Origin of the sequence: Halomonas sp. SpR1 (assembly GCF_031010175.1) — a bacterium.
GTDB lineage: Bacteria > Pseudomonadota > Gammaproteobacteria > Pseudomonadales > Halomonadaceae > Vreelandella.
The window spans coordinates 117,613-139,606 of record NZ_JAUAMB010000002.1 but is presented as its reverse complement, the minus strand read 5'-3'; the positions used below and the strand labels follow the sequence as shown (position 1 = coordinate 139,606).

The window sequence follows — 21,994 nt, the reverse complement described above, 5'->3', positions numbered from 1 at the left end:
TGAATGATAGCTAATTGATTAAATTTGTTAGCAAAGAGCATCACCGCTGAGCTTGGTTAATGCGCCTGCCCGACTAACACGCAGGCCTGAACACAAAACGGCACCAGTGTACGCATTGGCCGTTTTCCAGTATTAAAAATTGATCTTAAAAATGCAGTAACGCTGCCGCCCGTTTTATGCCGGCAGATGAAAGTAAGCCTAGCCCTCAACGGCAGGCAGTAACTAAACAACGCCACGCCCTGAGCAGCCCCTCCTTACTCGTCACAAGGCGCTGGCTGACTCCGGGTGAAAAGTTCAACGCTGTGCCGGTGGCCGGCGTTGGTGAATCGATGAATGCCAGGTGTTGGCGGTGTCAGCAGGGCCGGATGGACGTGACAGAGCCACCGGAACACGTCCTGCCTCCGCCACGTACTCAACGCCCTATTGGCCGGGTCGGCGATGACGCCCTCCCGGCTTGACGCGTCAGCATAGCAATGCGCCGAGCACAAGCACGCAGCACCCAGCGGTTCGCCTACGTCACACCATAGGCCGTTCGCCGGTACGCAACGCTATGCGAGACACTATGAAACGGATGCTTATTAATGCGACCCAGCCCGAAGAGCTGCGTGTCGCTTTAGTTGATGGACAGCGCCTTTACGATTTAGATATCGAATCCGGCGCAAGAGAACAGAAAAAAGCCAACATCTACCGCGGTAAAATCACCCGTGTAGAGCCCTCCCTGGAAGCCGCCTTTGTCGACTACGGCGCCGATCGTCACGGTTTTCTGCCACTCAAAGAGATCTCTCGCGAGTACTTCGTCAAAGACGTTTCCGGACGTCCGAGCATTAAAGAGGTACTTAAAGAGGGCCAAGAGGTCATCGTCCAGGTCGACAAAGAGGAGCGTGGCAATAAGGGCGCCGCGCTAACCACCTTTGTTAGCCTCGCGGGGCGCTTCTTGGTGCTGATGCCCAATAACCCCCGTGCGGGTGGCATTTCACGGCGTATTGAAGGCGACGAGCGCAGCCAGCTCAAAGATGCCATGGGCCAGCTCACCGTGCCGGATAAAATGGGTCTGATCGTGCGCACCGCGGGCATCGGTCGTAACCCGGAAGAGCTGCAGTGGGATCTGGATTACCTGGTTCAGGTGTGGGAATCGATTACCACCGAGGCCGCCAAGCGCCCTGCCCCGTTTTTGATCTACCGTGAATCCAACGTCATTATTCGTGCCATGCGCGACTATTTGCGCCAGGACATCGGCGAGGTGCTGATCGACAGCCCCGAGATTCACGCCGAGGCACTGGGCTTTATTCGCCAGGTGATGCCCTCGTACCAGCAGAAGATCAAACTCTACGCGGACGAAGTGCCGCTGTTCTCGCGCTTCCAGATTGAATCGCAAATCGAAACCGCCTATCAGCGCGAAGTGAAGCTGCCTTCTGGCGGCTCGATTGTGATCGATCACACCGAGGCACTGGTCTCCATCGATATCAACTCCGCCCGCGCCACCCGCGGCAGTGATATCGAAGAGACCGCCCTGCAGACCAACTCTGAAGCTGCCGATGAGATTGCCCGTCAGCTGCGCCTGCGTGATATCGGCGGCCTAGTGGTCATCGACTTTATCGACATGGGGCCAGCGCGCAACCAGCGTGAAGTTGAAAACCGCATGCGCGACGCTCTCAAATTAGACCGCGCACGGGTACAGATTGGCCGTATTTCCCGCTTCGGTCTGATGGAGATGTCCCGTCAGCGTCTACGTCCCTCCCTGGGTGAAACCAGTGGCGTAGTCTGCCCACGCTGTAATGGTCAGGGCACCATTCGCGATGTGCGTTCGCTGTCGCTCTCTATCATGCGCCTGATTGAAGAAGAGGCCATGAAAGAGAATAGCGCCCAGATTCGCGCCATTCTGCCGGTACCGGTGGCCACTTACCTGCTAAACGAAAAACGCAGCGTGCTGGCTGATCTTGAGTCTCGTCAGAATGTACGCGTCGTGCTGCTACCCAATCCTGACATGGATACGCCCCACTACGACGTACAACGCCTGCGCGACGATCATCTGGACGAGGACGACACCCAAAGCCTATCGAGCTTTGAGCTCTCCACTGATACCGAAGTAGGCAAAGAACCGGCACATAGCTTTGTGCCGCCCGCACTTCGCGCCGAAGCCGCCGTTAAGAGTGTCACGCATAATGCTCCCGCACCGGCATCGCTGCAGACTGAAGAGAAGGAGCCTGCTGCTGTCCAACCCCCTGCAGCAAAAGTAGCCCCTGCGTCCAGCGAGCAACCTAGTGTTATCGGCCGTTTTATCCGTGGTTTTGCCAAATTGCTAGGCAACGACGAAAGCAGTGCTGAAGCCACGCCAGAACCCAAGGCTGAAACCCCAGCACCACGCAAGCCGAGTGAGCGTAGAACCAATCAGCGCAGCAGTGAAACGCGGCAGAAGTCATCGCGGGGTGAACGCGGCGACAACACTAATCGTAGCGAGTCGCGCAGCGATAGCAGTTCCCGCCCTGAGCCAAAGGCTGAACAAAAAGCTGAGCAAAAAACCGAGCAGCGCAGCAGCACGCCGCGCCCTGTCAGTGACGATAATAGCGATAAGCGCAGCGGCCCTAGCCGCACCCGCAATCGCCGTCGCCACCCCCAGCAGGAGGATGCGAACGGTCAAGAAGCAGCTAACAAGGCACCTCGCAAAGAGGCCAAGGCTGGCGGCTCTTCCAAAGACAGCTCTAAAGAGAGCAACAGTGGCAAAAGTGCAGCCCAGGAAGAGTCTCGTCACGATAACAGTGGGGACAAAAACCGCGACCCTCAGCGCGAAGAAGCGGCCAAGAGCTCAGAGGCTAAAAACCCGGAAGCGAAGCAGGACGACGGCAAGCCAAAGCGTACCCGCAACAATCCGCGTAACCGCACGCGCACCAAGGCGATCAACCCCCAGGCTGAAGCTGAGCAGCTAAAACTGCAGGCCGAGGCACAGCTTGAAGCGCCAGCAGCAACGCCAGAGCCGGAAGGCGCCTCTGCTACAGAAGAGACTAACGCAGCTGCTACGGGGGCAGCGACTGGCCCGGAATCGGAGAAATCGGCTACCCACACCGCTCAGCCAGAAGTGACGGCAGCCGATGCACCTGAGTCAAGCGCCAAGGGTGAGTCCGAGGCTAGGCTAGAACCTGAGACTAAGTTAGAACCTGAGGCTAAGCCAACGTCTGAGACGGGATCCGAACCTGAGGCTACGACAGAGACTAAGCCCGAGCCTGAGCAAGCGGACGACGCAACGACCGCCGACCAGCCCGCGGCAGAGAACGCCAAAGCGCGTAAATCGACGCACCAGCGCCGTCAGCCGAAAGCGGCTTCCCAAGCAGAGCAGAACGAGGCCGTTGCCAAGCCAAGCGAGCCGGAGGCTACAGCGACCAATGCGCAGGCAGCACCATCGCAGGCAACCTCAGAAGCAGCCGAGTCTAATGCAGAGTCGACTGAAAGTGAGAAAACCAACGATGGCCAGCCTATTGCTAGCGAAACAGCAGCGCCTGAAGCCATCGAGCCGCCTGCGGATAACGCTGTAGATCAAGCGGCAACCATTGAAAGTGCCGCCTCACCAGCGCCTTTCGGCAATGCCGCCACAGAGCAAAGCAGCGATGAGCATCAGCCCGAAGCATCTACCAATGCCCAGGAGCCGCGTCAAGAAGCAGCAACGCCAAGCATTGCTGAGTCTGCCGCCCCGGCCCCTGCAGCTGAAGCGTCCTCTAGCAGCGAACCGAAGCAAGACGCAGCAGAAAAAGCGGATGAGCCGAAGAACCTGGAAGACAGTAGTGTTAAAGAAGATAGCGCTGAACTGAATAGCGCGGACAAAAGCAGCGACGTACGAGCAGCGGAAGCGGCTGAAGCAGACGCTCAGCCAGTCGCCAGCGAAGCACCAAGTGAAGCTGCTGCAACTGAAGAAGCACCCAAACCGCGTCGTCGTCGCACCCGGGCCCACAACGACCCGCGCGAGAAACGCAAACAGGCGCAGCAAGACACCCGATCTGAATAGGATCGGCCACGTGTTGCAGTAACCAAAATCCCCGCTTCGGCGGGGATTTTTACGTTAGAGCCAGGACCAGATGGTTAATTAATTGGGGTTAATTAGCCGCGGTTCGGGCTCTAACCGTACTCCGAAACGTGTTTCAACCTGATCCGCGATATAGTCGGCTGTTTTCATTAGCCCCTGACGGTCGCCACCGCCAAAATGCACCAAAACCAGCGCTTGTTGCTGGTGCACCCCAAAGGCGCCATCGCGCATCCCTTTCAAGCCGCACTGGTCGATTAACCAGCCCGCCGCCAGCTTAGTTTGCCCGCCCTCCTGGGGGAAATGGGGCATAGCAGGGTACGGCTGCAACAACTGCGCTGCCTGCGCATCAGGCACCAAGGGGTTTTTGAAGAAACTACCCGCATTGGCAAGCTCATGGGGGTCAGGCAACTTCTCGCGCCTAATGGCACATACCGCTTCGGCAACCGCGAGCGGCGTGGGCGAAAGTGTGGGGGTGGAAGAACCGGCTAAGCGTATGGCAAGGTCGCCATAGCCCAGCCGGGGTGTTGGCGTGCGTGACAAGCGCAACACCACCTGGGTGATAACAACGCGATCTGCCAATGCCCCTTTAAAAATACTCTCACGGTAACCAAAAGCGCACTGCTGGGCGTCTAACCACTCAATCCGCCCTGTGGCAAGCTCCATGACCTGCACCGCCTGCAGCGTATCGGCCAGCTCAACGCCGTAGGCACCAATATTCTGCACCGGTGCAGCGCCACAACTGCCAGGGATCAGCGCCAAATTTTCAATCCCCCACAGGCCGCGTGCAGCAGTCGCCATTACCAACCTATGCCAGTTTACTCCCGCCCCCACGTGGGCAAGCACATGCCCTTGATGCTGACTCAGCCACCACTGGTTCAAGGCAGGGCACACGACCAAACCGGACAGCGTTTTGGGCAGTAAAACATTGCTGCCACCGCCCAGCAGCGTGACCGGCCAGCCCTGACGACGCGCCGTGGCTAATGTTTCGCGCAGTGTTGATAACGTAGCGGGCGCCGCGAAGCGCTCTGCCTGACAGGGGAGCCTAAGCGTATTTGCGGTGGATAGGTCGACATTGCTGAGCATATTCATTTGTGCAGCCACACCCTGAGCCACACTACAGCGCTCGCTTGAGGTGTCGAATCAGCCCTTCTGAGGCAGCCTCAATCATATTCAGCACGTTCTCGAACCCCTCATCACCGCCATAGTAAGGATCTGGGACTTCGCCGCCGGGAGTACCAGCAAAATCCAGAAATAGCCCCACATGCGCTTTACTATTGGTAGGCTTCAGGTCGCGCATGGCGCGTAAATTGTCCTGATCCATGCCCAGCACGTAGTCGAATTCAGTAAAATCGCGCGCGCTAAGCTGGCGGGCACGCAGTCCGCTTAAATCGATACCGCGCTGCAGCGCTGCCTGCTGGGCGCGGGCGTCCGGCGCTTTGCCCAAATGCCAACTGCCAACGCCGCAGGAGTCTACTTCCACCTGATTGGCCATCCCCGCTTGCTCAAGAGCACGACGAAAGACACCCTCCGCGGTGGGTGAGCGGCAAATATTGCCTAAACATACAAATAACACTTTCACAGTAGCGCTCCTTTACAGCTCTTTAGCGTCACTCGTCATTAATAACTGGCTATGCTCGCAGCGTCCGAACCTGCGCTATACCAGCAGCGCCCGAACCCGCGCTATGCCAGCAGCGCCCGAACCCGCGCTAGATCCTCAGCGGTATCCACACCGGCGGGGTTAACTTCGCAGGCCAGTGCCACCTGAATCACGTGGCCGTTCTGCAGCGCACGAAGCTGCTCAAGCTGTTCGAGCAGTTCAAGGCTTGACGCGGGCCAATCGCGGTAGGCGGCTAGAAAACCGGCGCGGTAGGCATACAGACCGATATGACGTAGCCAGGCATCGGTGGCCAGCATAGTCGGCGGTGTTTTGAATTGCTCACGATCCCAGGGGATGGGTGCTCGTGAGAAATACAGCGCGCGGCCTTGCAGTGTGCGCACGACTTTGACCACGTTGGGATTAAACAGCGTGTCCACGTCGTTGATAGGCTCTGCGAGCGTGGCTATCGACGCTTCAGGGTCGTCGGCTAAGCGCAGCGCCACCTGGTCGATCAGCGCGGGGGGAATCAGCGGTTCGTCACCCTGCACATTCACCAGCAGCGCATCATCCGCCAACGCCAATCTATCAGCCACCTCGGCTAAACGATCGGTGCCCGACGGATGATCGTCGCGGGTCATAATCACCTCGGCGCCGTAAGGCAGCATTGCATCACGAATGCGGCTATCGTCCGTCGCCACGACGACTCGGCTGGCGTGGCTCTGGCAGGCGCGACGCCATACGTGGGCAACCATCGGCTCCCCGGCAATCTCAAGCAGTGGCTTGCCGGGTAACCGGGTCGAGCCATAGCGTGCGGGCACAACGACCGTAAAGTCAGGCACCTTGAAATCAGCCATGTCATCAGCAACAGTCATTAAGCGTCTCCTGAACGCTCTTGAGAACGTCCTGGAGAACGCCCTGGTGAAGTGTGCAGCTTTTCATCAGCATCCATGGTACGAGCCTCTTCAGGCAGCATTACCGGAATACCTTCCTGGATCGGATAGGCCAAGCCATCGTAGTGGCAGCGCAGCTCTTGGGCTTCGCGATCATACTTCAGCTTACCGTTACATAGCGGGCAGACCAGCATCGCCAACAGTTCCTTATCCATGCGCGTATCTCCTTTAGGAAAGTGCCGACAGCCGCGCTGCCAGCCAGTGCTCAAATTCGGGTGGAAGAGTGGCTTCCACGTCTAATACCCAGCTGTTCGGCGGCGCCAGGGTGCAACACTTAACGGCATCTTTGGCGGTCATAATCACTGGGCGGGTATCTGCAAAGCTTAGCGCGTCCGCACTAAACTGCTGGTGATCGGCTAACGGATGCCACTCACCCTCAACCCCCAAGTCGGAAAGTGTCCGAAAAAAGCGCTTGGGGTGCCCGATACCAGCCACTGCGTGCACCGGCAGCGTAAACGGCAGTGGTGAGAGAGGAAAGCGCTCACCATCTGCCAGGCGACGCCAACCCAATGGCGCTAACTGCATAGTGATAGCTGACGGCATAATCGTCGAGTCAACCGAAAACGGCGGCTGTAAGTCGCCGTTGACGATCACCGCATCAACCCGTTGTAATCGAGTGGGTGACTCACGCAGCGGGCCGGCGGGCAGGCAGCGCCCGTTACCTAACCCACGGGCACCGTCGACAACCACCAACTCAATATCCCGGGCCAGGGCCAGATGCTGCAAACCGTCGTCGCTGAGGATAATATCGCAGCCCTTCTCTACCAATGCCTGAGCCCCGCGCACGCGCTGGGGATCCGCTACCACTGGCAGCCCCGTCTGTTGTGCCAGCATCAGCGGCTCATCGCCGCTTTCAGCTACGTTAGTGGCGGCAGTGACCAGCAGCGGGTAACACGGCGCTTTTCCACCATAGCCGCGGCTTACGATGCCTGGCGACCAGCCTTGGGCCACCAGCCAACTAGCCAGCCACGCCACCAGCGGCGATTTGCCCGTTCCCCCTAAGGTGATATTGCCCACCACAATAACCGGCACCGGCGCCTTCCAGTTGGCTTTGCTGCCACGCCGGTAGGCTTGCTCTCGCCGCTCCATGGCCCGCTGATACAGCGCCCCTAACGGCTTCAGCGGCGCTAGCCAGCGACTGCCCTGGTATGCGCCTTGTAGCCAGCGCTCTGACAGCGTTCTCATGGCGCTTCTTGAAACTGCAACTGATGCAACGCCGCGTAGGCGCCGTCGGCCTCCAGCAGCGCCTGATGCGACCCCTCTTCGATAATGCGCCCCTGATCCATCACCACAATCCGGTCGGCCCGCTCAATGGTAGACAGGCGGTGAGCGATGACCAGAGTGGTACGCCCTTCACAGACCCGCTCCAGGGCTTTTTGAATATAGCGCTCAGACTCAGTATCCAACGCTGAAGTAGCCTCATCCAGCACCAGCAGCGGTGCATCCTTGAAGATCGCCCGGGCAATCGCCAGCCGCTGTCGCTGGCCCCCAGAGAGCATCACGCCATTTTCACCCACGGTGGTAGCGTAACCATTGGGAAGCTTATCGATAAACTCATGGGCATAGGCGGCCTCTGCCGCCGCTTGAATAGCCTGAGGATCAGGGTCGGCCACCCCGTAGGCAATATTATCGGCAATGGAAGCGTTAAATAGCGTCACCTGCTGGGATACCAGGGCAATCTGTTGGCGCAGCGGGCCTAGTGCATACTCATCAACATTAATACCATCAATACTAATACTGCCTTGGCTGGGCCGATAGAAACGCGGCAGCAGGCTAACCAGGGTTGACTTGCCACTTCCCGAACGCCCGACTATTGCCACCAGCTCGCCCGGTCCTAGGCGCAGATTAATATCGTGCAGGACTTCGGGCTGGTCATCCGCGTAACGGAAGCTGACATGATCGATCACGACATCGCCCCTTAAACGGCTGGCAATTTGCTTACCACTATCCTGTTCAGGTGTCATATCCAGCAACCCGAAAAGCTCTGACGCGGCCGCCAGGCCTTTCTGAATTTCACCGTTAATCTCGGTCAGTTGACGCACCGGTTTGATCATCAGGGCGGCGGCGGTAATAAAAGCCACAAACTCACCGGGCGTCATATTCGCCATCAGCGAGGGCGCCATGGCCAGCCACACCAGGATGGCCATGGAGATAGCCACCAGCATCAGAATGACCGGAGAACTGACCGCACGGGTCATCGCCTCTTTCATGCTTTGCCGGCGATTCTCTTCACTGACCCGTTCGAAGCGCTGCTTTTCATACTCTTCCGCGCCGTGGGTGCGAACCACCCGGTAGCCCGACAGCGCTTCCGAGGCAATATGAGTAACATCGCCCATGGAGTGCTGAATGCGCTTTGAGATGCGCCTAAAGCGCTTGCTGACGTAGCTAACCACCACGGCAATAATCGGCGTCACGCCCAAAAACAGCAGCGTTAGCATCCAGTTAGTCCAGAGCAGATAGAGCACCAGGCCGACCACGAACAGGCCTTCACGGAGAATAATCGTTACCGCCTTGGTGGCCGCCCCCGCGACTTGCTCAACGTGGTAGGTCACCCGCGACACCAGTTGTCCGCTGGAGTGGTGGTCAAAAAACCAGCCGGGCAGATGCAGCAGATGGGCAAAGACATCGCAGCGCAGTGTGTGAATCACATAGCGGCCGACATAGGCCATGAAGTAGGTACTTAAAAAAGTACCTACACCCCGGGCGGAAAACATGATAATCACAAACAGTGGTAGAAAGAGCCGAAAAGCGGCATCCGGGTTCTGGATGCCATCAATTAAACGCTTCATCATTTCTGCCAGCGCGGTACTCGATGCGGCGTAAACCACAAATCCCACCACTGCCAGCGCAAAAGCACGCCAATGCGGCTTTACATAGCCCAACAACCGTTTATAGATAACCCAACCTGAATCAGTCACACGCGCTCCTGGCCGAAGACCCAAGGGCCTATAGTATGCAATGCGGGGAATTCTACCTGATGGCGACGCGCTTCAACACTGGTTGCCTCGTCCTGGCACTGGTCGCATCGTTTCAATCTGAATAGGTTGGGCTGCGTTTAGCCGAAAACGCAGCGCTCCGTCATGGGCCGTGCTCCATAGACAGCTTCCCTGCTGGCGAAAGCGCCGCACCACCGAATCGACCGGATGATGAAAAGGGTTACCGCGTCCCGCACTGAACACCACATGCCCAGGTGCGGCATGACGCACAAACTGGACGCCCGAACTGGTGCCACTGCCATGGTGCCCTGCTACCAAGACACTAACGGGTAGGTCTACCTCGCGCAGAAAACGCCGCTCCACCTCGGTGCCCACATCCCCCGTAATCAGCAGTCGCTGCTCACCAACACTCACCTCAAGAACGCAGGAGCGATCGTTAGCAGAAAAGTCGTTATTCCCTGCGGGTGGCCAGAGAATACGGTAGTTGACTCCGTCTCGCTCCCAGCGTTGGCCATGTTGGCAGTCATTGCTTGGTACTGGCAGTGCCTCATCCGCAGGCGCCAGCCACTGCTTGACATGATGATCGGCTAGCAACGCGCCGATGCCGCCCGCGTGATCATTATCAGCGTGGCTAACAATAACTTGGTCAAACTGCTGCCCCGGCGACCAAAGCGACTCCAGTGGCATAAAGCCACTGCGAAAGCGCGGCCCGGTGTCATAAAGAAGGCGATAATGTTCGCTGCGCAGCTCAATCAATTGCCCCTGCCCCACGTCATGCACACTGACGCTGAGTGTATTTGGAGGTGTCGATGATGAAAGCGACCACCACGGTAACGTCAAGATCAGCGCAGTAGCAGCCAGCCGTAAACCAGGCAGCACGGCAGGTAGCCCCCAGCATAACGACAGCAGTAGCAGAGCAAAGGCGAGCGGATACGTTAATGACCGATCAGGTTCCCACAATGGCCAGTGCTGAACAGCTAGCGTCAGCAATAGGTGGAAAATGCCCAGCGCCTGCTCAAACAGCCACCACACCATATCTCCCACCAAGGGGATAGGTGACAGCAGCCATCCCAGCAGTGCCGTGGGTACCATCACCGAGCTCACCCAAGGCACGGCAATTAAATTGATCAACGGGGCGGCGGGCGCGACCCGGCCAAAGGCTACCAATACCGCAGCGGCCATTAACGGGGCTAACAGCAGTTGCGATCTCACCAGCGCCCAGCACCAGCCCTTTATACCTTGAGGCCGACGCCGCCCCTGCCAAATAATAATCAACCACGCTACGGCGATAAACGATAGCCACATTCCAGGGCGCCACAGCGCCAACGGATCGAATAGTAGCACCAGCGCAAGCGCGAGCCACCAGCCTTGCCAAGCCCCCGGCGAATGCCGTCCGCTGAGTACCCACAGTCCTACCAGTGTCATTACCATCGCCCGCATGGCGGGCGGCGCCATACCGGCAAGGGTGGCGTAACCCACACAGGCTAACGCTGCCAGCCACCACGGCCAGGTGCGCATTCGCCAGTGGGTGGGCGTGGTAAAACGTGCGCCTATTTTGGCCAGCAATAGCACAAATGACGCCACCAGCCCGACATGTAAGCCTGAAATCACTACCAAATGCGTGGTGCCGGTGGCATTCAGCAGTGACCAGTCGTCTTGGGTTAGCTGTTCACTATCGCCTAGCGTCAACGCTGCCAACCAGCGCTTGGTTCGCTCACCAAGGGGCTGACGGGCTAAAAAATCCAGCGCTAGTTGGCGCAGCGTGGGGTCTGCGGAAGAGAGCCTAACGGGCGCTGGCTCCTGGCGCAGGTAGCCGGTAGCATGAATCCCCTCGCGCCACAGCCACTGCTCATAATCGAAGGCATCAGGATTGGCAAAGCCGCTTGGGGGGCGCAGCCGAAGCGTCATTTGCCACTGTTCACCAGGCTCAAAAAGCGCATCGCTATAAGCGGTTATGCGCACCTTGGCGAGCGCCGAACAACTGGGCCGTTGTACCCCGGTAGTTAAAGCGCTTTGACATTTATCGACGCTTAACAACAGGCGCGTTGCACTGCCCAGCGGTTGGGCGGTCAACACGGTGGCCTCCACGGCAATATCCTCTCCGCTTAGCCCCGCAGGCAAACGACTCCCCCACTCTTTTTGTACTCCGATGAAGACCCAGGCGCCGATTAGCAGCCATATGCCTATGCGCGGGCGCCACCCCATGCCCAGCAAAGCAGCTACCAACACCCAGCCAAAGGCATAGGAAGTCACTCCTGCGGCGTGGCTGTACCAGGCAACAATGCCCCCGGCGAGTGCCGAAAGCGCCGCTGGCATAGCAACACCTAACCGCATAGAACACTCCCTGGCGACACTTCATTGATGGCCTAGCATAGCCGAAAGGCAGCTCGATATGGATAATGGGCCACATCGATAGGTAAGAGTATCCGTCATGCCGCGCAGGTTCCTGCAGCGCTACATGCCCAAACCCGACACCATCAGGAAGCAGCGCTCGCTTCGCTTTATGGCACCGCTGATTGCAGATCCAGGTTTGTGGCTTTTAACTCGCCGAAGCGTTGCCAATGCATTTAGCGTGGGCGTGTTTTGCGCGATGCTACCCATCCCTTTCCAGATGGTGGTCGCAGCCCTGGGCGCCCGTATTACACGTTGCAACTTAGCCCTCTCAGTAGGCCTGGTATGGATAACCAATCCATTAACGATGCCGCTATTTTTTTACGGCAACTACCGAATAGGTACTTTTATACTCGGCGCGCCCGTGCGGGAAGCTCCGTCACGTATTTCGACGCGCTGGATAGCAGAACAGATGCACGACATTATGCCGCCACTTGTCGTCGGCTCGTTGGTAACCGCGGTAGTTTTAGCCATCGTCGTCAATATCGGCATTCGCTTAATCTGGCGCTGGCACGTCTCCCATAACTGGAAACGCCGCCGCCATAAACGTCGGCAGCGGCGCGCACAGATTGAAGCAGAACTTGATGATTGAGTTTGAGGATTGAACTCGATGATTAGAGCGCCGGTACCTGCTCTACCAATCTGCCTGCATCCAGCTTAAGCACCCGATCTTGATGGGCCGCCAGACTAACGTCATGGGTCACAATGACAAAGGCACAGGCGCTCTCTTTGGCCAGTTCGTCCATGAGCGCCAAAATGGTCGCTGCGGTGGTTTGATCCAGGTTGCCCGTGGGCTCATCCATTAGCACCAGGCTAGGATCGGTAACCAGCGCCCGGGCAATCGCCACCCGCTGGCGCTCCCCGCCGGAAAGTTCACCGGGCTTATGATCCGCCCGTGGCTGCATACCTACCCGCTCGAGTATCTGCATGGCCCGCTTCTCAGCCGCCTTTTTTGACTGACCGCGAATTATCAGCGGTAGCGCAGCGTTCTCAAGCGCAGTGAATTCCGCCAACAAGTGGTGGAACTGATACACAAACCCGATATAGCGGTTACGGAAGCTGCCCAGTGCCGCCTCATTCAATCCTGATAGCGGCTCACCAGCGATAATGACACTGCCTTCACTGGGGCGATCAAGCCCCCCCAGCAAATTGAGCAGCGTGGTTTTACCCGAGCCCGAGCTACCCACGATGGCCACCCGTTCCCCGGCGCGCACCTGCAAATTGAGCTTATCCAGCACCGTCAGATCCTGGGGCCCCTCGCTATAGGTGCGTGTCAGCGCCTGGCAATCGAGCATGACCGCAGCGTCTTGCCCTGTATTCATCGACATCGTGTCATCCTTATTCCTGAAGCCGTTATTCATAGCGCAACACATCCGCTGGCTGAACTTTTGCCGCCCGCCAAGCGGGATAGAGTGTCGACAGGAACGTCAGACCAAAGGCTGCCAGAACAATACGGCTGACATCATTCCACTGCAGGCGAGAAGGCAGATCGCTAATAAAGTAGACACCCGCATCCAAGAACTGGATACCCAGCGTTCCTTCCACCCAGCCAATCAGATCAGCAATGGTCAGCGCCAGCAGTACACCCACGGCCACCCCGATGGCGATTCCGATCAGCCCGATCGCCATGCCTTGCACAATAAAGATGCCCATAATCGAGCTTGGCTTGGCGCCAATAGTCCGCAGAATAGCGATGTCGGCACGCTTGTCGGTAACCACCATGACCAGCGTTGAGACAATGTTAAACGCCGCTACGGCTATGATTACGGTTAACAGTAGCGCGATCATGCGCTTTTCCATCTGAATCGCCTGGAAAAGATTGCCTTGAGAGAACGTCCAGTCACTGCCCCGATACTCAGGGCCAAGCTCGTTGAGAATTGCCTGGGTTTCGCTGCTGGCAGCAAAAAGATCATCCAGCTCCAGGCGCAGCCCGCCGACCGCATCGCCAAGACGGGCAAGCGTTTGCATATCTTCGATGTTGGCGTAGGCCAAATTAGCGTCCAGTTCAGCCCCGACGCTAAAAATACCGCTAACGGTAAAGCGCTTTAAGCGCGGAAAGACCCCCGCGGGGGTAATCGATGCTTCAGGCACCAACAGCGTCACTCGATCTCCCACCCCGACGCCCAAGTTACGCGCCAGCATGGAGCCCAGCACCACATGCCACTCACCGGGAACCAGATCACTTAGTTCGCCTTGGCGCATATGGTCGCCAATAATCGACACCCGGTCTTCCCAATCAGGGTTAATGCCATTAACCATGGCACCCTGATTACGTCCACCCACAGAGAACATGCCCTGCTGTTCGACGTAAGGCGCCGCGCCGATGACACGCTCCCGCTGCATCAGCTCTTCGGCTAACGTTTCCCACTCGACCATGCCCACCCGGGACTCAATTTTAGCGTGGGGCACCATACCTAAAATTCGTGTACGCAGCTCATGGTCGAAGCCGTTCATCACCGACAACACCAAAATAAGTACCGCGACCCCCAGCATTAACCCCAACATCGAGGTAAGTGAAATAAACGAAATAAAGTGGTTCCGGCGTTTAGCGCGCACGTAGCGCAGCCCCACCAGGAAAGGCAAACGATCAAGCATGGCGTCATTCCTTATCAATAAGCGCTCATGGTACGGTTTTTTTAGTCTCTCTGCATGTTCAAACGGCCATTAGAGCGGTCTGCGCCATTAGCGTTCAGATTAAAACGTGACGCTTGCAACTTGCCCCGCCACGCCCTACATTGCGCCGATTTACTGCTGACCTTGGGGCTGCACTTTTATGACGTATCGCTTGCTACCCGAATGGTATCCCCAAGATGGGATACAACTGACCTGGCCTCGCCCAGATGGCGATTGGGCGCCTCTGCTTGCGCGCATCGAAGCCACCCTCGAGCGTATTGTGATTGCCACGGCGCGCTATCAGCGGGTGCTTATTTGCGTGCCCGACGAGCTCACTAAACAGCGCTTGGCCAACGTTTTTGGTGCCTGCGGTGTGCCCGCTGAACGCCTGCTGCTTATTGTCGCACCCAGCGACGATACCTGGGCACGGGATCACGGGCCGGTCAGTGTGGTCGACGAAGATGGCCAATTAGTCATGCTCGATTACACTTTTACCGGCTGGGGCGGTAAATTTCCCGCCGAGCACGATAACCGTCTCACCCAGCGGCTTGCCGATGCGGGCGCCTGGATCTGCCCGGTGGCCTCGCGAGATCTAGTGCTGGAAGGCGGCGGTATAGAAACCGACGGCGAAGGCACCCTGCTGACCACCGAAGCATGCCTGCTGAACCCCAACCGTAACCCGACTCTTTCCCGCTCAGAGGTGGAGGCACAGCTGCGTGAAGACTTCGGGGTTGACCGGGTACTATGGCTGGCCAACGGCCATTTAGAGGGCGACGATACCGACAGCCATATTGATACCCTGGCCCGCTTCTGCAACCCAACCACCATCGCCTATGTGCGTTGTGATGACCCCAACGACCCGCACTACACTGCCTTAGCAGCAATGGAACGGGAGCTGCAAGCTTTCCGTCAGCGCAATGGTGAACCCTACCGGCTTATCGCCCTGCCCTGGCCCCAGGCTTGCTTTGACCCGGAAGATGGCCATCGCCTGCCCGCTACCTACGCCAATTTTCTGATCATTAATCAGGCCGTGCTGGTGCCCACTTACGGCGACCCGGCGGATGTCACCGCGCTAAACGCGTTAGCGGTTGCGTTTCCCGAGCACACGCTTATTCCTATTGAGTGCGTTAGCGTTATTCGCCAACACGGCAGCCTGCACTGTTTAACCATGCAGCTTCCACAAGGCACACTTATTCGCGACACGCCTGTCCTGGGATAGTCTATCCACAGAACGCTTGCCCAGCACTCGGCTGGTACTGATTAAATAGTACTGACTGAATAGTACTGAATGAATAGTACTGAATGAATAAAGGAACCATTATGTCGATAACATCAAATTCGACGCTAACTGTCGGTGTCGTGCAGCAACCCGCCTGGCCGGACAAAGCCAAAAGCCTGTCAGCTAGCGAAGAAGGTATCCGCAGTGCCGTTAAAAAAGGTGCGCAGCTGGTACTGCTTCAAGAACTGCACGCTACCCACTACTTTTGCCAATTTGAAGATCCCGCGCTGTTTGATCTAGCGGAACCCCTCGATGGCCCTACCGGCCAGCGCTTGGCGGCGCTCGCCAAAGAGCTGGATATTGTGCTGGTCGGTTCGCTATTTGAGCGTCGCGCACCGGGACTCTACCACAATACCGCCGTGGTCTATGACCGCGACAAAGGCCGCGTTGGGCAGTATCGCAAGATGCACATTCCCGATGACCCTGGGTTTTATGAGAAGTTTTACTTCACACCGGGTGATCACGACAGCGCCCGTGGAGAAGGCTTTACCCCGATCGAAACCTCGCTGGGCCGTCTCGGCGTGTTGGTTTGCTGGGATCAATGGTATCCCGAAGCTGCACGCCTAATGGCACTAGCCGGAGCCGATTTACTGCTTTACCCGACGGCAATCGGCTGGGAACCCAATGACGATAACGAAGAAAAGAACCGCCAGAAAGATGCCTGGACGGTCATTCAGCGCGCCCATGGCGTCGCCAACGGCTTGCCAGTACTGGTGGCCAACCGGGTGGGCTTTGAAGCAGATCACTCCGGGGTCGGCGACGGCATTCAGTTCTGGGGCGGTAGTTTCGTCTGCGGGCCCCAAGGTGAGCTATTAGCCCATGCGGGTGAAGAGACAGAGCAGCTCGTTGTGAAACTTGATATGGCACGCAGTGAAAACATCCGCCGTATTTGGCCTTACCTGCGTGACCGGCGCATTGACGCTTATAGCGACTTAACCCGCCGCTACCGCGACTAGGGCACCTTCGGTTGCTTGCTAAACAAAAAAACGCCTGACTTGGATAACGATCCAGGCAGGCGTTTTTCATTACAGATTGATGAGCTGGGTTATTTCCAGAAATCGCGGATTGAGGCAATTCCTTGAGCGCCCACAGCACGAGCGTGATTGGCGTCAAAGCGCGTCATACCGCCAAGGGCAAACACCGGCATGCCTGCGCGCTCGACCAACTGCTGAAAATCATGCCACCCGAGCGGGAACACTTCGGGGTGCGACGGCGTGGTGCGCAGCGGCGACAGGCTAACAAAGTCGCAGCCTAACACCGCCGCTTGGGTAAGCTGCGTCTGGTTGTGCGTCGACGCTGACAGCCACTTGCTTTCGGCAATCGGACGACGCTCAAGCTGCATCAAACGCTCGCTGGTCAAATGAATACCATCGGCATCAATGTGATCGAGCAGCGTTGGCTCACCATTGAGTAGCAGTCGCGCGCCGTGCTCACGGCACAAACTCAATGCACGTTGGGCACGGGCTAGATAAGCAGCTTCATCCAACTGTTTGGCGCGCAGCTGTACCAGCCGAATGTTATCTTCACGCAGCGCGCGCTCCAAAGACGCATCGAAATGCGCATCAATGGTTTCCTCCCCGGTAATTAGATACTCGGTAGGCAACCTTACCGCTCTCAGGATCGGCAGATTAGCCGCTGGGAAGGGGTAGTTGGAGAGCTCGCTCATAGGTACCCAACGCACCGCCTGTCCTTCACGACCAAAGGGCTCACCAGCAAACTCATGCACCTGCCATACATCAAGCAGGATATGCTTGTCGGGATACTCATGGTGGACACGAATCAGTGGCTGGGCACTAACAATCTCAACGCCCAGCTCTTCGTGCAGCTCACGCTTTAGCCCTTCAAGACCAGTTTCATAAGGGGCCAATTTACCGCCCGGAAACTCCCACAACCCGCCATGATCAACGTTCGACGGCCGACGAGCGATCAGTACTTGCTTTTGATCGGCGCTAATAATCGCAGCTGCCGCGACGTGAACCCGTCGTTTTACCTTTATGCTCATAGACTCATATACTCGTTACGTCTGTATCCACTGCGCGCACCAATGCCGATGGCATCGGTGCTATCTCGCTGCGTATGCCCATTACCACTGCCAGCTAATGCCCCGGAGGGCGATTGGCTAGCTGCGGTAATCCGCGTTGATAGACACATAGTCATGGGAGAGGTCAGAAGTCCACACCGTGGCACTCTCTTCGCCGCGCCCCAAGTTAATGCGAATGGTAATTTCTGACTGCGCCATCACGGCGCTTCCTGCCGCTTCGGTGTAGCCCGCTGCACGCCCGCCCTGTTCAACGAGGCGTACCTCACCCAAATCGATCACCACACGATTGACATCAAAGTCACTCACAGGTGCTCGTCCTACGGCCGCCAAAATGCGCCCCCAGTTGGCATCTGAGGCGTAAAGCGCGGTTTTCACCAGCGGCGAGTGAGCCACGGTAAAAGCCACATCCAGCGCCTCTTGACGACTTTTAGCCTCGCCCACCTGGAAAGTAACGAATTTCGTCGCACCTTCTGCATCACGTATAATCGCTTGCGCCAGCTCGGTCATCACTCGCTGTAGAGCATTACTGAAAACAGCAATCTGCGCTTCATCGGCGATGCGAGGACCAGTGCCGGTGGCCGCCAACATACAGGCGTCATTGGTCGAGGTATCGCTATCTACGGTAATGCAGTTAAACGAGCGATCAACCGTTTCGCGCAACAGGCGATCCAGTAGCGGTGCTTCGATAGCCGCATCGGTCACCACAAACCCCAACATGGTGGCCATATTGGGCTTGATCATGCCCGACCCTTTGGCGATGCCATTAATCGTCACCTGCTGGCCATCCATTTCCAGCGTGACCGTGGCACCTTTGGCACGGGTATCGGTGGTTAAAATGCCTTGGCCTGCTTGCTCCCAGGCAGCGGCGTCGCTGGCCAGACATTCCAGCGCCGGCGTCAAGCCCGCTATCAGGCGATCCATTGGCAACGGCTCACCAATCACACCGGTTGAAAATGGCAGTACATCTTGTTCAGACACGCCTGCCTGTTTGGCCAGTTCAGCACAGCTAGCACGTGCATCGCGCAAGCCTGCCTCACCGGTACCTGCGTTAGCGTTACCGGTGTTAATCAGCCAATAGCGCGGTGAACGGCCTTCTGTACGACACTGCTCAAGGTGCTGCTTCGCCACCACTACCGGCGCTGCGCAGAACGCATTTCGGGTAAAGACCCCTGACACCGTCGCGGTCTCGGGCAGTTCAATCACCACTACATCACGACGATTCGGCTTTTTGATACCCGCCATTGCAACCCCCAGGCGCACCCCTTGCAGGGGTGGCAACTCTGGAAAGGGAGTGTTTCCAACCGCCATGATTCTCTCCTTTAAACAAAGACCGTTTTGCAGACCGTCCCAAAAACGGGCGCCGTTAGCTTAGCTTTCCACAGCACTGCTTGTACTTCTTACCCGAGCCACAAAAACAGGGGTCGTTACGACCCACTTTCGGGCCTTCGCGACGTACAGGACGGCCATCTATACCCGGTGCTTCCTGCTCATTCTCGGCTTGCTCCGCAGCCGGAGCGTCATGGCGGCTAGCCGCCGTGGCAGTTTCGCGCGCCAGCGCTTCGCGACGCTGTTGCTCAAGGGCATCCACCTCTTCAGGCTGGCGAACCTGCACGTGGCTCAGGATGCGCGTTACATCGGCTTTAATATGCTCCAACAGCTGCTGAAAGAGATCGAAGGATTCACGCTTGTACTCCTGCTTGGGGTTTTTCTGAGCGTAGCCACGGAGGTGGATACCACGGCGCAGGTGATCCATCGACTGAAGGTGCTCTTTCCAGCGCGTATCCAGCACTTGCAGCATGACCTGCTTCTCAAAGCGCCGAATCAGCTTCTCGCCAGCCGCCTCAATCTTGGCCGCGTAGGCTTCGCGGTGCATGGTCTGCAACCGCTCACGCAGTTGCTCCTCGCTGAAGCGCTCATCCTCGGCGGCCCATTTAACCACGGGCGCATCAAGGTTGAACTCGGTTTTCAGGTGCGCTTCCAAGCCGGGCAGATCCCACTGCTCGGGTAGACTCTGGGGCGGCACGTAGTCGCTGATGGCTGTTTCCATCACCTCTTCGCGAATACCGATAACAGCATCAGCAACGTTATCCGCAGCAAGAATTTCATTGCGCTGGTCGTAGATCACCCGGCGCTGGTCGTTGGCAACGTCATCATACTCCAGCAGCTGCTTACGAATATCGAAGTTACGTCCTTCGACTTTCTTCTGGGCACGCTCAACGGCATTAGAGACCATCTTATGCTCAATGGCTTCGCCGTGCTCAAGTCCCAATGCCTGCATCAGGCGTTTGACGCGATCAGAGCCAAACAGGCGCATCAGGCTATCTTCCAGTGACAGGAAGAAGCGCGTCGAGCCAGGATCACCCTGGCGCCCGGCGCGGCCACGCAGCTGATTATCGATCCGCCGGGATTCGTGGCGCTCAGAGCCCACCACGTGCAAGCCGCCAGCGGCCAGCACGCCATCGTGACGCGCCTGCCATTCGGCTTTTAATGCCTCAACTTGCTCTTGGCTAGGGTTTTGCAGCTTGGCAACTTCGGCTTCCCAGTTACCCCCGAGAACAATATCGGTACCGCGACCGGCCATGTTGGTGGCGATGGTAATCGCCCCCGGGCGGCCTGCCTGGGCAATAATCTCGGCTTCACTCTGGTGCTGTTTGGCGTTAAGCACGTTGAACGTCAGGCCCGCCTCACGCATCAGCTTGGCGAGGTATTCGGACGTTTCAATGGACGCCGTACCCACCAGTACCGGACGCCCGGCTTCAGTCTCGGTTTTGACATCCTTGATAATTGCTTCGTACTTCTCTTCAGCACTCAAATAGACCAGATCGTTCAGGTCTTTACGAGCCAATGGCCGGTTGGTAGGAATCACCACTACGTCGAGGCCATAAATCTGCCGAAACTCAAAGGCTTCGGTATCAGCCGTGCCGGTCATACCGGCTAATTTTTCATACAGACGGAAGTAGTTCTGAAAGGTTGTCGAGGCTAGCGTTTGGCTTTCCCGTTGAACCGTGACGCCCTCTTTGGCTTCGACGGCCTGGTGCAAGCCTTCCGACCAGCGACGCCCTGGCATGGAGCGGCCTGTGTGCTCATCAACGATCACCACCTGACCTTCAGAGATGATATAGTCGACATCACGGTGATAGAGATGGCGAGCGCGCAAGGCCGAATGCATATGCTGAAGCAAGTTAAGGTTTTGCGCGGCATACAGCGATTCGCCATCGCCCAACAGCCCCTCAGCGCGCATCAGCTCTTCAACTTTATTATGCCCCTGCTCCGTTAGCTCTACCTGTTTCTGCTTCTCATCGATTAAAAAGTCACCGACAACCGTTGCCTCTTCGTCTTCAATCTCTTCGCCTTTCTCAAGCTGCTGGGCGAGTTGATTGACGACTTTATAGAGATCGGTATTTTCGTCCACCGCTCCAGAAATAATCAGCGGCGTACGCGCTTCATCGATCAGAATGGAGTCGACTTCGTCGACAATCGCATAATGCAGTCCCCGCTGGACTTTATCTTCTAACGAAAACGCCATGTTATCGCGCAGATAATCGAAGCCGAACTCGTTGTTGGTGCCATAGGTAATATCGCACTGATAGGCGTGACGCTTCTCTTCATTCGTCTGACCGGAGAAGATAACGCCAATGGTAAGACCCAAAAACTCATACAGCGGGCGCATCCACTCAGCATCACGGCGGGCCAGATAGTCGTTCACTGTCACCACGTGAACGCCTTTACCTGGTAGCGCATTGAGATACACAGCCAGAGTTGCAACCAGGGTTTTACCCTCACCGGTTTTCATTTCAGCAATACGGCCACGGTGCAGGGTCATGCCACCCACCATCTGCACATCGAAATGGCGCATGCCCATAACGCGTTTACTGGCTTCTCGAACGATGGCAAAAGCGGGGGCTAGCAATGCATCAAGGGACTCACCAGCTTCTAAACGCTGGCGCAGCTCAGCGGTTTTACCTTGTAGTTCAGCATCGCTAATGGCCTCGAGCTCCGCTTCCAAGGCATTAATATGCGGCACATTCTTGTGCATGCGTTTGACATCGCGGTCATTTTTAGAACCCACGACTTTACGTAATAAATTATTAAGCATGAAATATCCAAGTATTCACGAGCGTCCCAGCGGACATTACCCTTTCACTACAGGCGCTTTAACTGCATGCCCATTAGCT

At 57.2% G+C, this 21,994-nt stretch carries 16 protein-coding genes; 4 read left to right on the top strand and 12 right to left on the bottom strand.

The window, feature by feature from the left end:
- The first annotated feature begins 562 nt into the window (after positions 1–562).
- Positions 563–3,994, top strand: a complete 3,432-nt coding sequence (gene rne / locus QT231_RS02400; protein WP_308335334.1) for a ribonuclease E — start codon at positions 563–565, stop codon at positions 3,992–3,994.
- A 78-nt stretch (positions 3,995–4,072) separates the two neighbouring features.
- Here rne and murB read toward each other — a convergent pair whose 3' ends face one another.
- The 7 genes from murB to QT231_RS02365 all read right to left on the bottom strand — a co-directional run bounded on the left by murB (position 4,073) and on the right by QT231_RS02365 (position 11,829).
- On the bottom strand, positions 4,073–5,113 hold the full coding sequence (gene murB, locus QT231_RS02395) for a UDP-N-acetylmuramate dehydrogenase (RefSeq protein ID WP_308335333.1): 1,041 nt from the start codon (positions 5,111–5,113) through the stop codon (positions 4,073–4,075).
- Positions 5,114–5,126: 13 nt separating this feature from the next.
- Complete coding sequence (locus tag QT231_RS02390) at positions 5,127–5,591, bottom strand: low molecular weight protein-tyrosine-phosphatase (protein WP_308335332.1); 465 nt, start codon at positions 5,589–5,591, stop codon at positions 5,127–5,129.
- Between the two features lie 101 nt (positions 5,592–5,692).
- Positions 5,693–6,481 carry a 3-deoxy-manno-octulosonate cytidylyltransferase gene (kdsB, locus tag QT231_RS02385; protein WP_308335331.1) on the bottom strand — a complete coding sequence of 263 codons (789 nt, stop codon included), beginning with the start codon at positions 6,479–6,481 and terminating at the stop codon, positions 5,693–5,695.
- Complete coding sequence (locus tag QT231_RS02380) at positions 6,481–6,714, bottom strand: Trm112 family protein (protein ID WP_308335330.1); 234 nt, start codon at positions 6,712–6,714, stop codon at positions 6,481–6,483. Before QT231_RS02380 ends, kdsB begins: the two co-directional genes overlap by 1 nt.
- A 13-nt stretch (positions 6,715–6,727) precedes the next feature.
- Positions 6,728–7,744, bottom strand: a complete 1,017-nt coding sequence (gene lpxK, locus QT231_RS02375; protein WP_308335329.1) for a tetraacyldisaccharide 4'-kinase — start codon at positions 7,742–7,744, stop codon at positions 6,728–6,730.
- Positions 7,741–9,477 carry a lipid A export permease/ATP-binding protein MsbA gene (gene msbA / locus QT231_RS02370; protein ID WP_308335328.1) on the bottom strand — a complete coding sequence of 579 codons (1,737 nt, stop codon included), beginning with the start codon at positions 9,475–9,477 and terminating at the stop codon, positions 7,741–7,743. Before msbA ends, lpxK begins: the two co-directional genes overlap by 4 nt.
- A gap of 72 nt (positions 9,478–9,549) precedes the next feature.
- Positions 9,550–11,829, bottom strand: coding sequence for a DNA internalization-related competence protein ComEC/Rec2 (locus tag QT231_RS02365; RefSeq protein ID WP_308335327.1), 2,280 nt, complete (start codon positions 11,827–11,829; stop codon positions 9,550–9,552).
- Positions 11,830–11,926: 97 nt separating this feature from the next.
- Between QT231_RS02365 and QT231_RS02360 the strand changes: the two genes are divergently transcribed.
- Entirely contained in the window at positions 11,927–12,478 is a 552-nt protein-coding gene (locus QT231_RS02360; protein ID WP_308335326.1) for a DUF2062 domain-containing protein, read from the top strand.
- A gap of 22 nt (positions 12,479–12,500) precedes the next feature.
- On the opposite strand, the gene QT231_RS02355 is transcribed toward QT231_RS02360, so the two are convergent.
- Positions 12,501–13,214, bottom strand: a complete 714-nt coding sequence (locus QT231_RS02355) for an ATP-binding cassette domain-containing protein (protein ID WP_308335325.1) — start codon at positions 13,212–13,214, stop codon at positions 12,501–12,503.
- Positions 13,215–13,239: 25 nt separating this feature from the next.
- Positions 13,240–14,481, bottom strand: coding sequence for a lipoprotein-releasing ABC transporter permease subunit (locus tag QT231_RS02350; RefSeq protein ID WP_308335324.1), 1,242 nt, complete (start codon positions 14,479–14,481; stop codon positions 13,240–13,242).
- A 178-nt stretch (positions 14,482–14,659) separates the two neighbouring features.
- On the opposite strand from QT231_RS02350, the gene QT231_RS02345 reads away from it, so the two are divergent.
- Both QT231_RS02345 and QT231_RS02340 read left to right on the top strand, forming a co-directional pair.
- Positions 14,660–15,718 (top strand): agmatine deiminase family protein, encoded by a 1,059-nt coding sequence (locus QT231_RS02345; protein WP_308335323.1) that lies wholly within the window; start codon positions 14,660–14,662, stop codon positions 15,716–15,718.
- Positions 15,719–15,819: 101 nt separating this feature from the next.
- Positions 15,820–16,734 carry a carbon-nitrogen hydrolase gene (locus QT231_RS02340; RefSeq protein WP_308335322.1) on the top strand — a complete coding sequence of 305 codons (915 nt, stop codon included), beginning with the start codon at positions 15,820–15,822 and terminating at the stop codon, positions 16,732–16,734.
- An 89-nt stretch (positions 16,735–16,823) separates the two neighbouring features.
- Here QT231_RS02340 and QT231_RS02335 read toward each other — a convergent pair whose 3' ends face one another.
- The 3 genes from QT231_RS02335 to secA all read right to left on the bottom strand — a co-directional run bounded on the left by QT231_RS02335 (position 16,824) and on the right by secA (position 21,915).
- Complete coding sequence (locus QT231_RS02335; RefSeq protein ID WP_308335321.1) at positions 16,824–17,780, bottom strand: Nudix family hydrolase; 957 nt, start codon at positions 17,778–17,780, stop codon at positions 16,824–16,826.
- Positions 17,781–17,897: 117 nt separating this feature from the next.
- The gene (argJ, locus tag QT231_RS02330) at positions 17,898–19,127 is read right to left on the bottom strand and encodes a bifunctional glutamate N-acetyltransferase/amino-acid acetyltransferase ArgJ (protein WP_308335320.1); all 1,230 of its coding nucleotides are present in this window, start codon (positions 19,125–19,127) and stop codon (positions 17,898–17,900) included.
- A gap of 55 nt (positions 19,128–19,182) precedes the next feature.
- Positions 19,183–21,915 (bottom strand): preprotein translocase subunit SecA, encoded by a 2,733-nt coding sequence (gene secA / locus QT231_RS02325; RefSeq protein WP_308335319.1) that lies wholly within the window; start codon positions 21,913–21,915, stop codon positions 19,183–19,185.
- Between the last annotated feature and the right edge of the window lie 79 nt (positions 21,916–21,994).

Coding starts and splice junctions, on each gene's coding strand:
- rne (WP_308335334.1), top strand. CDS start 563: ATGAAACGGATGCTTATTAATGCGACCCAGCCCGAAGAGCTGCGTGTC.
- kdsB (WP_308335331.1), bottom strand. CDS start 6,481: ATGACTGTTGCTGATGACATGGCTGATTTCAAGGTGCCTGACTTTACG.
- QT231_RS02380 (WP_308335330.1), bottom strand. CDS start 6,714: ATGGATAAGGAACTGTTGGCGATGCTGGTCTGCCCGCTATGTAACGGT.
- lpxK (WP_308335329.1), bottom strand. CDS start 7,744: ATGAGAACGCTGTCAGAGCGCTGGCTACAAGGCGCATACCAGGGCAGT.
- QT231_RS02365 (WP_308335327.1), bottom strand. CDS start 11,829: ATGCGGTTAGGTGTTGCTATGCCAGCGGCGCTTTCGGCACTCGCCGGG.
- QT231_RS02360 (WP_308335326.1), top strand. CDS start 11,927: ATGCCGCGCAGGTTCCTGCAGCGCTACATGCCCAAACCCGACACCATC.
- QT231_RS02355 (WP_308335325.1), bottom strand. CDS start 13,214: ATGTCGATGAATACAGGGCAAGACGCTGCGGTCATGCTCGATTGCCAG.
- QT231_RS02350 (WP_308335324.1), bottom strand. CDS start 14,481: ATGCTTGATCGTTTGCCTTTCCTGGTGGGGCTGCGCTACGTGCGCGCT.
- QT231_RS02345 (WP_308335323.1), top strand. CDS start 14,660: ATGACGTATCGCTTGCTACCCGAATGGTATCCCCAAGATGGGATACAA.
- QT231_RS02340 (WP_308335322.1), top strand. CDS start 15,820: ATGTCGATAACATCAAATTCGACGCTAACTGTCGGTGTCGTGCAGCAA.
- QT231_RS02335 (WP_308335321.1), bottom strand. CDS start 17,780: ATGAGCATAAAGGTAAAACGACGGGTTCACGTCGCGGCAGCTGCGATT.
- argJ (WP_308335320.1), bottom strand. CDS start 19,127: ATGGCGGTTGGAAACACTCCCTTTCCAGAGTTGCCACCCCTGCAAGGG.
- secA (WP_308335319.1), bottom strand. CDS start 21,915: ATGCTTAATAATTTATTACGTAAAGTCGTGGGTTCTAAAAATGACCGC.